The sequence below is a fragment of the Vibrio coralliirubri genome, from assembly GCF_024347375.1.
Taxonomy (GTDB): Bacteria; Pseudomonadota; Gammaproteobacteria; order Enterobacterales; family Vibrionaceae; genus Vibrio; species Vibrio coralliirubri.
In genome coordinates this window covers 462,085-474,690 of record NZ_AP025470.1, presented here as the reverse complement: position 1 = coordinate 474,690, position 12,606 = coordinate 462,085, and the positions used below count along the sequence as shown (strand labels likewise).

The 12,606-nt window shown below is 45.1% G+C and carries 15 protein-coding genes and 1 other RNA gene; 9 read left to right on the top strand and 7 right to left on the bottom strand.

Features of this window, described 5'->3' with window-relative positions:
* Window positions 1–105: 105 nt before the first annotated feature.
* Complete coding sequence (locus OCV20_RS25870; RefSeq protein ID WP_331250767.1) at window positions 106–525, bottom strand: protein YgfX; 420 nt, start codon at window positions 523–525, stop codon at window positions 106–108.
* Window positions 473–733 carry an FAD assembly factor SdhE gene (locus OCV20_RS02425; protein WP_004735374.1) on the bottom strand — a complete coding sequence of 87 codons (261 nt, stop codon included), beginning with the start codon at window positions 731–733 and terminating at the stop codon, window positions 473–475. The genes OCV20_RS25870 and OCV20_RS02425 overlap by 53 nt, the downstream gene beginning before the upstream one ends.
* 167 nt (window positions 734–900) lie before the next feature.
* Between OCV20_RS02425 and ygfZ the strand changes: the two genes are divergently transcribed.
* The 3 genes from ygfZ to OCV20_RS02410 all read left to right on the top strand — a co-directional run bounded on the left by ygfZ (window position 901) and on the right by OCV20_RS02410 (window position 3,108).
* Window positions 901–1,872, top strand: a complete 972-nt coding sequence (gene ygfZ / locus OCV20_RS02420; RefSeq protein ID WP_086774294.1) for a tRNA-modifying protein YgfZ — start codon at window positions 901–903, stop codon at window positions 1,870–1,872.
* Between the two features lie 4 nt (window positions 1,873–1,876).
* Window positions 1,877–2,338: an aminoacyl-tRNA deacylase gene (locus tag OCV20_RS02415; RefSeq protein ID WP_048605859.1), complete on the top strand. Its 462-nt coding sequence runs from the start codon at window positions 1,877–1,879 to the stop codon at window positions 2,336–2,338.
* 563 nt (window positions 2,339–2,901) lie between these two features.
* Window positions 2,902–3,108, top strand: coding sequence for a DUF1107 domain-containing protein (locus OCV20_RS02410; RefSeq protein ID WP_009847660.1), 207 nt, complete (start codon window positions 2,902–2,904; stop codon window positions 3,106–3,108).
* 111 nt (window positions 3,109–3,219) lie between these two features.
* On the opposite strand, the gene OCV20_RS02405 is transcribed toward OCV20_RS02410, so the two are convergent.
* From OCV20_RS02405 to OCV20_RS02395, 3 genes are read right to left on the bottom strand one after another with little or no spacing between them, the layout of a single operon-like run.
* Complete coding sequence (locus OCV20_RS02405) at window positions 3,220–4,443, bottom strand: FAD-dependent 2-octaprenylphenol hydroxylase (protein ID WP_086774295.1); 1,224 nt, start codon at window positions 4,441–4,443, stop codon at window positions 3,220–3,222.
* Between the two features lie 11 nt (window positions 4,444–4,454).
* Window positions 4,455–5,633 carry a 2-octaprenyl-6-methoxyphenyl hydroxylase gene (ubiH, locus tag OCV20_RS02400; RefSeq protein WP_086774296.1) on the bottom strand — a complete coding sequence of 393 codons (1,179 nt, stop codon included), beginning with the start codon at window positions 5,631–5,633 and terminating at the stop codon, window positions 4,455–4,457.
* Window positions 5,634–5,657: 24 nt separating this feature from the next.
* Entirely contained in the window at window positions 5,658–6,233 is a 576-nt protein-coding gene (locus tag OCV20_RS02395; RefSeq protein WP_048605821.1) for a YecA/YgfB family protein, read from the bottom strand.
* 308 nt (window positions 6,234–6,541) lie between these two features.
* On the opposite strand from OCV20_RS02395, the gene zapA reads away from it, so the two are divergent.
* The 5 genes from zapA to serA all read left to right on the top strand — a co-directional run bounded on the left by zapA (window position 6,542) and on the right by serA (window position 9,901).
* The gene (gene zapA / locus OCV20_RS02390) at window positions 6,542–6,850 is read left to right on the top strand and encodes a cell division protein ZapA (RefSeq protein WP_004735366.1); all 309 of its coding nucleotides are present in this window, start codon (window positions 6,542–6,544) and stop codon (window positions 6,848–6,850) included.
* Window positions 6,851–6,861: 11 nt separating this feature from the next.
* Window positions 6,862–7,045, top strand: a non-coding RNA gene (gene ssrS / locus OCV20_RS02385) — 6S RNA.
* Between the two features lie 6 nt (window positions 7,046–7,051).
* A complete protein-coding gene (locus tag OCV20_RS02380) occupies window positions 7,052–7,651 on the top strand; it encodes a 5-formyltetrahydrofolate cyclo-ligase (RefSeq protein ID WP_086774297.1) in 600 nt (199 codons plus the stop codon).
* Window positions 7,652–7,753: 102 nt separating this feature from the next.
* Complete coding sequence (rpiA, locus tag OCV20_RS02375) at window positions 7,754–8,410, top strand: ribose-5-phosphate isomerase RpiA (RefSeq protein ID WP_048605825.1); 657 nt, start codon at window positions 7,754–7,756, stop codon at window positions 8,408–8,410.
* 261 nt (window positions 8,411–8,671) lie between these two features.
* A complete protein-coding gene (serA, locus tag OCV20_RS02370; protein WP_017059058.1) occupies window positions 8,672–9,901 on the top strand; it encodes a phosphoglycerate dehydrogenase in 1,230 nt (409 codons plus the stop codon).
* A gap of 112 nt (window positions 9,902–10,013) precedes the next feature.
* On the opposite strand, the gene OCV20_RS02365 is transcribed toward serA, so the two are convergent.
* Together OCV20_RS02365 and OCV20_RS02360 are read right to left on the bottom strand one after the other, a co-directional pair.
* Complete coding sequence (locus OCV20_RS02365) at window positions 10,014–10,727, bottom strand: oxidative stress defense protein (RefSeq protein WP_048611414.1); 714 nt, start codon at window positions 10,725–10,727, stop codon at window positions 10,014–10,016.
* A 111-nt stretch (window positions 10,728–10,838) separates the two neighbouring features.
* Entirely contained in the window at window positions 10,839–11,735 is an 897-nt protein-coding gene (locus OCV20_RS02360; protein WP_086774298.1) for a LysR family transcriptional regulator ArgP, read from the bottom strand.
* Between the two features lie 142 nt (window positions 11,736–11,877).
* Between OCV20_RS02360 and OCV20_RS02355 the strand changes: the two genes are divergently transcribed.
* Complete coding sequence (locus OCV20_RS02355; protein ID WP_086774299.1) at window positions 11,878–12,507, top strand: LysE/ArgO family amino acid transporter; 630 nt, start codon at window positions 11,878–11,880, stop codon at window positions 12,505–12,507.
* Window positions 12,508–12,606: the final 99 nt, after the last annotated feature.

The window sequence follows — 12,606 nt, the reverse complement described above, 5'->3', positions numbered from 1 at the left end:
CGTCAGCGGAAAATGATTAAACGAAAGGGAGCCGAGTGCTCCCTTTTCTTTTGTCTAACGCTTTCTTTTATCTAATACTTTCTTTCATCGAATAGTTTGGCTTCTCTAGCGTGCTCGTTGTAAGTTCGCCAGAAAATGACGATATTCGCGCTCGCAACAGCTGTCCCGCCAAAGCAGTACCGAATACCCGCATTCAAACTGCAATTTAACGAAGAACTGCGCCCAGATTCTATCAACGGACTTGAGTCGGTAAGTTCGGTCATTGAGTCGAATATCACCATCCTCTTTGTAATCAAAACGCCCATAGGCATTATTTAGAATCACATGGTTGTTTCTGAACAAGCGGATCATTATAGCTAAGCAATAAAGGCTGGCGGCAAGTGGAATAGAAGACAGGATGATGAAAAACAAAAGGCACCCAAAAATAGTGCCTTTTGCTAATAATGCGGAATACGAAGGGTTAAGCTGAAGCTTAACGAACCTTGCTGAGGTTGTGTGCGACAATTTTATCAACCATTGATGCATGGCCTAGGTTTTCACTGCGTCCGTGTCCCATTACCCAAGTAAACAAATCTGGGTCATCACACTCTAATAGAGAAACAAACTCGCGCTGTTCCTGCTCTTGCAATGAATCAAAACACTCTTCGAAAAATGGCATGATGACTACATCAAGTTCTAACATGCCGCGACGGCAACCCCATTTAATTCGTGCTTTCTGCTCTGCAGTGTACATTGGCTATCCTCACCTATAATTTTTCTTTCTCGGAGTGTAACAAGTCATACGCCCTGCAACTACTATGTGAGTCACAGTCCCTATCTAAGCTCACAAAAAAACCTAGGCTGACAAAGAAACAGAACCGGATTAACATAGAGGCAAATAAAATTCTTAGGAAAGATAAAATGGATTGGAAAAACACATTTCAGCCACTCGCTCATACGCAAAATGAATCGCTTCCAGAACTGATGATGACACACGTGTCAGACTGGAGTGCAATTACCATGATAGGCGATGACAAAAAGTCGTACCTACAGGGTCAAGTAACGTGCGATGTCGTCACTCTTCCTAATGATGAATCCACGTTAGGCGCGCACTGTGATGCAAAAGGAAAGGTATGGAGTATCTTCCGCCTGTTCCATCACAATGGCGGTTACGCGCTCATGCAGCCTAAATCTGCGATTGAAGTAGAACTGGTCGAAATCAAAAAATACGCCGTGTTCTCTAAGGTTGATATCGAGCAAACGACAGATGTTGTTATCGGTGTGATGGGCGCATCTGCGGATCAATACATTGATTCAATTTCAGAAAGCCAAGGTAACGTGCGTGCTATCTCTGGTGGCACAGCGGTTAAAGTCTCTGACAATCGCTGGGCGTTGCTTATTACGGAAGAAGTTGCTGCAACTTTAGTCTCAAGTAGTCCAGCAGAAAAAGTATCAGAAGCACTTTGGCAATATCATGAAATTCTAGATGCTCAGCCTAACCTATCGAAAGCAGAGCAAAACGAGCACATCCCTCAAGCGCTTAACCTGCAAGCGATTGGCGGAATCAGCTTTTCAAAAGGCTGCTACACAGGTCAAGAAACGGTAGCTCGTGCCAAGTACCGTGGCATGAACAAGCGTGAGATGCGTATTGTTTCAGGAACGACAGCAGAAGTATTGTCTCTAGAGCACCCTATTGAACTAGAGCGTAGCGTGGGTGAGAACTGGCGTGGCGCAGGCCGACTATTAAATGTCTATCAATTTGCGGATAACCAAGCGATGGGTTTGATGGTACTGCCAAACAACCTTGATGACGATGTTCAGCTTCGACTGACCGCGCAGCCTGATCAAACATGGAATATCCTGCCACTGCCGTACAGCCTTGACGACGAGTAACCACGTGGAAACGCTGATTACACAATGGCTGGATCAACAGCAGGTGAACTATCGCCTGCTGATGCAAAGCAAGCCAACCACCAGCATTGAAGAAACCGCACAAGAGCGAGGCATCGACGCCTCTCAAATGGTGAAGTGCATCCTGCTCAAGGATATGGGCAACCAGTATGCGTTAGCCTGTACTGCTGGCGATCGCTCTGTCGACCCCAAGAAAGTACGCTCGGTATTGAATTGCCGTCGAATGACCTGCGTGTCGCTCGCTGATGTTGAAGCGATCACTGGCTTTAAAGTGGGTTGCGTTGGCCCGCTTGCTCTAAAGAGACACATGCCGATCATTTTTGATCCTTCCATTCAGAACAACTCGACCGTGACCATTAGCTCCGGCGATCGAATGGCTGGCGTTGCGCTGGATCTCAATGATCTTATGGCGCTATGTGCACCGACTGTCGCGGACATCAGTCGATGATCGTTTCGATCAGATCATGCTTCGCAAACTTCATTTAAATATTTCATTGAGTACATTTTTAGTGTGAACTTCGTCATAAGAAGAACACACCATTAATAAATAGTTACTCAAAATAAAAGCATAAGTAGTCACAAAGTTAAATTTGCGTTATTGTAAATTTACTGACTAGCTATTAAGCAAATCAGTGCAAGTGAATCCACTGAGTAACATCAGTATCCACTTTTGTGTAATGCATCTGTGACTATTCGCCCGTTTTAGACGGGCTTTTTTTTTGTCCGAAATTTACAATTTGATTACACAAACCAAAAAATCCCGCCTATTCTTATACTTGTAACATTATCACTGCTTAATACCGAACAGGAAAGTTCACGGCAGTTCACTACTCAGTATTATTTTGGGGAGGAGCTCACGTAAAAATAGATATTTACTGAAGAAAGTGCTTAGAACAGCACAAATATCTAATTAACGTCAACTCTACTGCATATTACTCCATGCTTATCACAATTATTATCTCGGAGTTTTTCTATAATATGCAGGCTAGGTAAATATAAGGATAATTAAGAATGAGACTGTTTAAGCGCTATACACCGAGTATGATTGCTAAACATGTAAGTCGACTTTTCAAAGGACGAATCTACATTTACGGCGTAGGAAAATTTGAGTTTGATAACGGTAAGCTAGTGCTACCAGACCGAGCAGAAAAACGTCACTTTCAAACCGTGAAAGAAATAAATAGTGAAATCATGAAACTGCGCTGCGCGTACGCATGACCTAATTATCTACAGAATTAAAAACAAAAAGGGTTGGCATTATGCCAACCCTTTTTTCGTACCAAGTTTAGTATCAATGATGATTCGATAAATCACCAGAACACTATGTCACTATCGATGAATCACTGGACGCTTAGCTAAGTCAGGAAGATTGCCTGACAAACCCAATGCGCGCTTCATGATCTCATCTTTCGCACCCGGTAATTGTCCCGCAAGCTTCATACCAATGCCACGAATCAACTTCTTGGCTGGGTTATCGCCTTCAAACAGATCTTTAAAGCCCTGCATTGAAGCAATCATTTTCGCCGCCTCTGCTTTTCTCCAGCGCTCGTAGCCGCGAAGATTACGCTTGGTGCCAATGTCTTCACCCGCAGACCATAGCTTTAACAGCTCTTGCGCTAAGCTTGCTGCGTCTAATAGGCCAAGGTTCACGCCCTGCCCTGCTAATGGGTGAATGGTATGAGCAGCATCACCAACCAAAGCCACACGCTCTACCGCAAAGTCACGTGCATAACGCATACGCAGTGGGAAGGCAAAACGGTCACCAACCACTTCGCACAATCCAAGCTTCGAGTCGAACTCTGCCGTTAGCTGCTTATTAAAATCAGCATCCGACATAGATACCAGCTTCTCGGCACGGTTTGGTTCCGTAGACCAAACAATCGAGCTCATGTTACTTGGTTGCATTGGTAGGAATGCCAATGGGCCTTGAGGCGTGAATATTTGACGAGCAACGCTGTGGTGCGGCTCTGTGGTTTTGATGTTCGCGACAATCGCACTGTGTCCGTAATCCCAATGTGTTAGTGGGATATCTTGCTGCTTACGAACCCAAGAGTTTGCGCCGTCTGCTCCCACAACTAACTTAGCTGTCAGTGCTTGACCATTGTCCAATGTTAACCAAGCTTCACTTTCACCAATCGCCATCGTTTTACACGTTGCGGGCATGTACAGGCTGACATTGTCTTGCTTCTTAACCTGGTCAAGCAGTGCTAGTTGAATCACACGGTTTTCAACGATATGACCAAGATTAGGCTGAGCCAAGCGTGTCGAGTCAAACTCAATACGAGCAAAGCTGTCTTGCTCCCACACTTCCATCGCTTGATAAGGTGCAGCGCGTCTTTGTTCGATACCTTGCCATGCGCCTAAGTTACGAAGAATCACTTCACTAGAACGACTCAACGCGGATACACGTACATCAGGCAGCTCACTCAGCCCTTCGCTGGGAGCCCTGCCTTCAATGACAGCAATTCTTAAGTCACTGTCTTTTAGGGCAGCAGCGAGCGCTAGGCCAACCATGCCACCACCAACAATCGCGATATCAACACTTTGCATCATTATTTATTACCTTATCTTTCTACTAGGCCAAGCGTATGACGCAAAAGTGGACCTTTAAGTGGTGGAAGGTTATCTATTACGGCTAACCCAAGATTACGCCCAATGCGAGCGGTCATATAATCATTTGAGAACAGGTGAACTAGGCTTGAAGTCAATGTGATCGTGGCTTCTCTGTCTTGTTCTCTACGCTTTCTAAAGTTAACAAGACCATTGTAACGACCCACATCATCTAGTTGAGTACACAACTCTTCTGCCAAGGAAGCCACATCTCGAATACCTAGGTTAAAGCCTTGCCCCGCAATTGGGTGAAGCGTTTGAGCAGCATTACCAACAATGGCAAATCGATGAGAGATATTTTGTTGTCGGTGACGAAGAATGAGAGGGTAGCTCGCACGCTTGCCGACTTTCTCTAATCGGCCAAGTCGCCAGCCAAAGTCACTCTGCAGCTGCTCAAGAAATTCATTGTCGTTTAGCGTCATCACTTTTTGTGCTTGCTCTGGTGTTAAACACCAAACCAGAGATAAACGGTTGTCACTCATTGGTAATAGAGCAACTGGCCCATGATGGGTAAAACGCTCAAATGCGCGACCTTGGTGAGGTTCACTCGCCACGATATTGGCAATCACAGCGACTTGCTCAAAGTCGTGCTCACTCAATGAGATATTGAGCTGTTGGCAACAGGTTGAGATTGCACCGTCAGCAGCAACCAATAACTTAGTGGTTACTGTTTGCCCACTTGTCAGTTCAATCGTCGTCAACGCTTCTTCACGTTCAACTTTACTGACAGACTCAGGGCAAAGCATGGTAATGGCCGTTTCTGATTCAAGTTTCTGTTGATAGATTCGACCCACATCTGCTAACTCGACCACGTAGCCAAGCGCATCTACAGCAAGCTCTTCACTGTAGATGTCTGTCATTCCGGCATGCCCGCGATCCGAAACATGGATATCTTTAATCGGGGTCGCGACCGGAGCGATAGATTGCCATAAGCGCAAAGAATCCAGGATCTGCACCGTGCCATAGGACAAAGCAATCGAACGAGAATCAAACCCAGGGTGAGCTTGATGATCAACCTGATAAGGCTCCACTACCGCAATCGACAGTGAACCTTGGCTTAGGTGATTCAAAGCAAGGGCTAAGGTTGCCCCTGCCATTGCGCCACCAGCAATTACAACATCATACTGAGCCATCATAACCTCAAACCGGCCAACGAATTAATGAATGGTAGGCGCCGCATCTTCAGATGGGCGAGCACCAAATTCAGCATGAATCGTTAGTGCACACGCTTTTACGTGCTCAATAACGTGTTCTAGAAGCTGCGCTTGCTCTTCCATATCATCTTCTTCGTCAATGCCAAGCTTTGCCATCTCTTCAAGATCAGCTAATGCTTCTTTTGCACTGTCAGACGCTTTATTCAATTGAGCGCCAACCAAGCCTAAGCCAGAAATGAAATGGTTAATCCAATCAGACACACCATCAGCCAAGTCAAATAGGCTTGCGCTTGCGTCTTCGTCAGGCAGCAACATAGACAATTCCATACCCGAACCTGTGATTTCACTGGTCGTTACTTTCAGTGTCGCTTCCGCTAGCGTTAATGCGCGATCTGGCCAACCCATGCCTTCATTGGTGTAATCGAAGATCAGTGGTTGCCAGCTTTTATCTGCAAGGCTTAAGCCTCCGCTTAACATACCCGTTAATAAACCGTGCATCTCAGCAGGGGTTACGGCTAGACTTGCCGATTGAAGTTCAGTCGCAACCGTTAGGTAGTCAGGTAAAGTAGTTTCGCTCATCAGATAGCTCGCTCAGTTATTCTTTATATCGATAGTATAATCGTACCACTTCACCCCAATTCTGGTAAGCATCGATCCCCAGCAATTGAAGGATGACTGACTACCAATTGTTCAATTTGCTGAATTACTGTGTGCTCAAGCTCTCATTTACAAACAGTCACTCTGAAAAGCTTGAATCTTAATAGCGGTTTACCTATAGTTTCTCCCTCAGAGGAGATTGCTTCCTCATCGGTACTTGCACTTTTTCTTTCTCAAAAAATGGCGAAGGGCAACAGCCTTAAAATAGCGCGTTAAAGAGTTCATCCATCATGAGTAATCAAGCGGTAGACGTTGAAATATTAGGAAAACTGACTCGAGTAAATTGTCCACCTGGGCAAGAAGAGTCATTGATTGCAGCGGCGGCCGATCTTGATAATCGATTGAAAGAGATGGCTGAACGTACTAAGGTAACCAATGAAGTGAAGCTGCTGACTATCGCAGCTCTGAATATTTGCTACGAATTACAAACCAAGAAGTTTGAAGCAAATGATGAACAAAACGCACTGACCGAGCGAATGGAACAGCTCACGACATCACTTTCAGATGTCCTCAGTAAAGTTAAGCACGGACAGCAATAGCGTACACAAAATTTACCCTGGAGTGTTTGTCAGAGGATTCACGTCCCCGAGCCGATAAGCAATCCCTAAGGGTTAGTACTTGAGTGCTATTGAGCATGCTCGGCCCGACCGAGAAGCCTACGGTAATCATTGCTGATCCGCCTTGAACTCGCTGGTTCAAGGGCCATCTATTCTCAACGGCACTTTGGGGTATCCCTTCTTATGAAGACGCTCACACGCAGCGAATTTCGCAAACAGATCCGTATCAAACGCAATGCCTTATCTGGCGACCAACAAACTCAGTCCGGTATCGACTTAGTTAAGCAGTGCATGCAGCTTGATGAAATTCAGTCTGCTCAGCATATTGCCCTCTATATTTCTATCGATGGCGAACTCGATACCCAGCCTTTAATCGAATGGTTATGGGCGCAAGGTAAGCAAACTTATTTACCAGTATTGCACCCCTTCTCTGCCGGACACTTGCTGTTTCTGCACTACTCGCCAACCACACCGACGGTCTTGAATAAGTACGGTATTGTCGAACCTCAGCTCAATCAAATGCTGGTTAAACCTTGTCAGCAACTCGACCTTATTCTTACGCCCCTTGTCGGCTTTGACTCTCATGGCCATCGTTTAGGTATGGGCGGCGGATATTACGATCGCACCTTAGCGAAGTGGTTCGAGACGGGCGAAGGCGCAACTCCTATTGGTTTGGCTCATGATTGCCAACATGTTGGTACCCTACCGATTGAAGAGTGGGACATTCCGTTACCTAAAATCGTGACTCCGAGTAAAACTTGGCAATGGGAAAACAACCATTAAAGCGCTATAATCGCGCCGCAAACGTTAACCTCGATATATAAACGTTAACTTCAATACGCGAACGATTAATTCAAAGCGCAAGACCTTATTCAGGAGAATGGCATGACTCAAGATGAAATGAAAAAAGCAGCGGGCTGGGCAGCACTTCAATATGTTGAAGAAGGCAGTATTGTAGGTGTAGGTACTGGCTCTACAGTAAATCACTTCATCGACGCACTTGGCACAATGAAAGACAAAATCAAAGGTGCGGTTTCAAGCTCTGTAGCCTCGACTGAAAAATTAGAAGCACTAGAAATCAAAGTATTTGAGTGCAACGACGTATTCAAACTAGACATCTATGTTGATGGCGCAGACGAAATTAACGCTTCACGCGATATGATCAAAGGCGGCGGCGCTGCTTTGACTCGTGAAAAAATCGTAGCAGCTATCTCTGACAAGTTTGTGTGTATTGTTGACGGCACTAAAGCAGTTGATGTGTTGGGTAAATTCCCACTGCCTGTTGAGGTAATCCCAATGGCACGTTCATACGTGGCACGTGAGCTGGTTAAGCTTGGTGGTGACCCAGTTTACCGCGAAGGCTGCACAACCGATAACGGCAACGTGATCCTAGATGTGTACGGCATGGCGATCGAAAACCCGAAACAACTAGAAGATATCATCAATGGTATTGCTGGTGTGGTGACGGTTGGTCTGTTCGCTCACCGTGGTGCTGATGTGGTTATCACAGGCACGCCTGAAGGTGCAAAAATCGAAGAATAAATAACAGAAGATTGAGTTTTTCTGTTACTTCATTACATACGGTGCCCTAGGGCGCCGTTTTTTTTGCTTTATTGCTGTAAAATTATGTCTTATTCCGTAATTTTCTTACCCAAAACATTTTTTTTTTGTTACTTTATTGTTCAGAAGACGCACAGGGAAAACGTTTGTCTCCTAACAAAGTGGTGAATTTGTTCCCCTTTCAGCCATTTTGTAGCACGTGCGCCGCATTTGCCCAACCTTTCCATTTTAAGGACGAGAACAATGGCCAAAGTTTCACTGGAAAAAGAAAAAATAAAAATTCTACTTCTAGAAGGTCTTCACCCTTCTTCTGTAGAAGTACTGCAAGCCGCTGGTTACACAAACATTGAGTACCACAAAGGCTCGCTGCCGGAAGATGAACTTCTTGAAGCAGTTAAAGATGCTCACTTCATTGGTATTCGTTCTCGCACTAACATCTCCCAAGAAGTTATTGATGCAGCTGAAAAGCTGGTTGCCGTCGGTTGTTTCTGTATTGGTACTAACCAAGTCAACCTTCAAGCAGCAGCAAAACGCGGTATCCCTGTGTTCAACGCACCGTTCTCAAACACTCGAAGCGTTGCTGAGCTGGTTCTTGGTCAGGTTCTATTACTACTACGCGGTATCCCAGAAAAGAACGCTCTTGCTCACCGTGGCATCTGGAAAAAGAGTGCAGACAACTCTTACGAAGCTCGTGGTAAGCGTTTAGGTATTATTGGCTACGGTCACATCGGTACTCAACTGGGTATTATTGCTGAAAACCTTGGCATGCGTGTTTACTTCTACGACATTGAAAACAAACTGTCTTTGGGTAACGCAACGCAAGTTCATACCATGACGGAATTACTGAACAAGTGTGACGTAATCTCTTTGCATGTGCCTGAAACCAACGAAACAAAAGACATGATGGGTAAAGAAGAGTTCGAGCGCATGAAGCCTGGTTCTATCTTTATCAACGCAGCTCGTGGCACGGTAGTCGATATTCCTGCTCTGTGTGGCGCTCTGGAATCTGGTCACCTTGCAGGTGCGGCGATTGATGTTTTCCCAACAGAACCAAAAACCAATGCAGACCCGTTTGAGTCTCCATTAATGCAGTTCGATAACGTGATCCTAACGCCTCACGTGGGTGGTTCAACTCAAGAAGCACAAGAAAACATTGGTGTTGAAGTTGCTGGTAAGCTAGCGAAATACTCTGATAACGGCTCTACGCTATCAAGTGTTAACTTCCCAGAGGTATCACTACCACTGCATACTGGAACGTCTCGTTTATTACACATTCACGAAAACCGTCCAGGCATCCTAACTCAGATCAACACCATCTTCGCTGAAGAAGGGATCAACATCGCGGGTCAGTACTTACAGACTGCGGCTGATATGGGTTATGTCGTTATCGATGTAGAAGCCGATCGCTCTGAAGAAGCGCTGCTTAAACTGAAAGAGATCGAAGGCACAATCCGTGCTCGTCTTCTTCACTAATCATCGTACTCAAAATGCATAAAAAAGGCTCTCATTATGAGAGCCTTTTTAGTATTTGGCCTATTGCAGGTAATTAGATCATCATGATCCAAAACCTTCTATAGCACTGTCATTACTCTTCGATCTGGTAGATCACATTCACGCGATCACGAATGGTGATCGTTGAGTCTTCATAAGAGTTCGATTCTGTTCTTGCATCCATCGCCATTGAACGCATGAGTACAGGCTGAGAAGATTGGGCGTTGTAGTCCACGCGCCATACATCACCCAACTCACGTTCAAAACCACTCGCTAATGATTTAGCTTTTGATGTCGCATCTTTAATGGCTTCTAAACGCGCTTGCTCTTGATATTTAGCTTGGTCGCGAACTTGCAGCTGGATGTTGTCGATCTGATTAATGCCCTGCCCGATAGCAATATCCATGTACTCGTTCAGATTAGCGAGTTCATTGACTTGAACGGTCACATTACGTGAGGCGCGGTAGCCAACCAGTTCCGGTTTGCCATCTTTCGGGTAATGATATTGAGGAGATAAATACAGGTTCGAGCTGTGAACACTCGCCTCATCAACACCTGCTTGATGCAGCTTATTTAGAAAGCCTGTCACGACTTTATCAACGGTATTTTTAGCCTGTTCAGCAGTCATCGTCGATTCCACGACTCTCACAGAGAATGTCGCCATATCAGGTGTCGCGATCACTTCACCATAGCCTGTCGTTGAAATATGAGGAAAGGATGGAGAGTCAGCCAATGATGGAAAACTCACAGCACTCAACGCCGCAGTAAGAGTAAGAGACGTTGCTAACATCTTTGGTACAAGCTTCATTAGGTATGACCCATGCTAAACAAATGTACTTTCATCATAGAGCAATTTATCGTTTAGCCAATCCAGAGCACGCACTTCTAACAGAACTTTGACGCTGAAAAAACCAACAGTTTACTGAGGTAAGTGATTGTGAGCAAAACTTAATATCGCTTGGGATACCTCTTTTAATACCCCACTCTCAAGCTGCCAATGGTGCCAATAGATGCGATAAGACAGAAGAAAGCCAGGGGTAATATCAATCAGAGCACCAGACTCGAGCTCATCGATAATCTGTAATCGAGGAATCAAGCAATAGGCGACACCCGACAACGCTAAGCGCACAAACGCTTCTGAACTGCCGACCGTATGATTAATCACACTGTCTCTCGGGACGTTAAAATGATCATGCAGAAACTTCTTATGCAGATCATCGTATTGATCATAGGAAACCGCAGGCGCTTTGCTTAAGGTGGCGTAGTTTACGCCCTCTGAGAAGTAACGCTGATGAAAGTCAGGGCTAGCCACACACACATAATCCATCCTACCGAGATAGTCGACACTGCAGCCAGGAATCGCTTGAGACTCCAAACTGATTGCACCGGCCACCTCGCCACTTTTAATCTTTTCAATGGTTCTCGACTCACCATGAATCGCAAGGTTCAACTCGACTTGGCGAGACTTCATAACATCCGACAAAGCTGGTAGTAACCATGTCGCCAAACTATCAGCGTTAGTCGCTATAGATATCGATAGTGGTTGAGTACCCTCTTCATTCATTAACTCAGGCACAAGTTCGTGCTCTAACAAACGAACACGGCGATATAAGCCCAGTAATTTTTTACCCGCAGGCGTTGGCCTAGGCGGGCTTTCTCTCACTAAGGCAGGCTGAGCCAACCACTTTTCCAGCTGTTTGATGCGCTGAGATACCGCCGACTGGGAAATATATAACTGCTCAGCAGCCCTTTCGAAGCTACGTTGTTTTACTACGGCATCCAGTGCTTCTATCCATTTATAATCCAATCCGCGCATCAATTTGCTTCCTTTTTAAGCTAACTCATCACCACATTAGCAACTCTAATAATAGATTAAAATCATTAATTATACTTATTTAAAGGGTCGGAGTATCTTCGCCATATAGCACGTAAATATCGTTAAATAAGTGGAGGTTAAAATGAGTTTTTGGGTTTTATTACAAGGTTTTGGTCTAGGGGCAAGCATGATTATCCCTATTGGCGCGCAGAATGCGTACGTCCTAAATCAAGGGATAAAACGCAATCATCATTTAACGACAGCAACGATTTGTAGCCTGCTCGATACTCTGTTTATCTCATTGGGTATTTTTGGCGGCGGAGCAATATTGTCGCAAAATGAATTACTGCTTACCTCCGTGACATTAGGTGGCATCGCTTTTCTGACTGTGTATGGTTTGCTATCACTACGCAGTGCATTCAAAGTGCGCACCAGTGATGAATCGAAAGGTGAGGTATTGGCGCGTGGCAAGCGCACCGTTATTTTAGGAGCATTGGCAGTAACAGTATTAAACCCACACCTCTACTTGGATACCGTGGTAATTCTTGGATCCATTGGTGGGCAATTTGAAGGCAACGACAGAATTGCGTTTGCTATGGGGACTATATTGGCTTCGTTCGTCTGGTTTTACTCCTTATCACTGGGTGCGGCAAAGCTAGGCCCGACACTATCTAAACCTAAGGTTAAGAAAGGCATCGATATCGCGGTAGCAACCATGATGTTCGCCATAGCAGCTGTGCTTACCAATGGGCTTATTGAACAATACTGGTAAATCTGTTTTTCTTAGAAAACCAACAAAAAAGGCGGATAACCTAAGTTATCCGCCTTTCCTTATAAAAGTGTCCCGTCCTGAAATGTGTTTACACATTGA

Excerpts from the sequence above, each read along its gene's own strand:
- OCV20_RS25870 (WP_331250767.1), bottom strand. The coding sequence starts at position 525 with ATGCATCAATGGTTGATAAAATTGTCGCACACAACCTCAGCAAGGTTC.
- OCV20_RS02410 (WP_009847660.1), top strand. The coding sequence starts at position 2,902 with ATGAGACTGTTTAAGCGCTATACACCGAGTATGATTGCTAAACATGTA.
- OCV20_RS02405 (WP_086774295.1), bottom strand. The coding sequence starts at position 4,443 with ATGATGCAAAGTGTTGATATCGCGATTGTTGGTGGTGGCATGGTTGGC.
- rpiA (WP_048605825.1), top strand. The coding sequence starts at position 7,754 with ATGACTCAAGATGAAATGAAAAAAGCAGCGGGCTGGGCAGCACTTCAA.
- serA (WP_017059058.1), top strand. The coding sequence starts at position 8,672 with ATGGCCAAAGTTTCACTGGAAAAAGAAAAAATAAAAATTCTACTTCTA.
- OCV20_RS02395 (WP_048605821.1), bottom strand. The coding sequence starts at position 6,233 with ATGAGCGAAACTACTTTACCTGACTACCTAACGGTTGCGACTGAACTT.
- OCV20_RS02355 (WP_086774299.1), top strand. The coding sequence starts at position 11,878 with ATGAGTTTTTGGGTTTTATTACAAGGTTTTGGTCTAGGGGCAAGCATG.
- ygfZ (WP_086774294.1), top strand. The coding sequence starts at position 901 with ATGGATTGGAAAAACACATTTCAGCCACTCGCTCATACGCAAAATGAA.
- ubiH (WP_086774296.1), bottom strand. The coding sequence starts at position 5,633 with ATGGCTCAGTATGATGTTGTAATTGCTGGTGGCGCAATGGCAGGGGCA.
- OCV20_RS02425 (WP_004735374.1), bottom strand. The coding sequence starts at position 733 with ATGTACACTGCAGAGCAGAAAGCACGAATTAAATGGGGTTGCCGTCGC.
- OCV20_RS02360 (WP_086774298.1), bottom strand. The coding sequence starts at position 11,735 with ATGCGCGGATTGGATTATAAATGGATAGAAGCACTGGATGCCGTAGTA.
- zapA (WP_004735366.1), top strand. The coding sequence starts at position 6,542 with ATGAGTAATCAAGCGGTAGACGTTGAAATATTAGGAAAACTGACTCGA.
- OCV20_RS02380 (WP_086774297.1), top strand. The coding sequence starts at position 7,052 with ATGAAGACGCTCACACGCAGCGAATTTCGCAAACAGATCCGTATCAAA.
- OCV20_RS02365 (WP_048611414.1), bottom strand. The coding sequence starts at position 10,727 with ATGAAGCTTGTACCAAAGATGTTAGCAACGTCTCTTACTCTTACTGCG.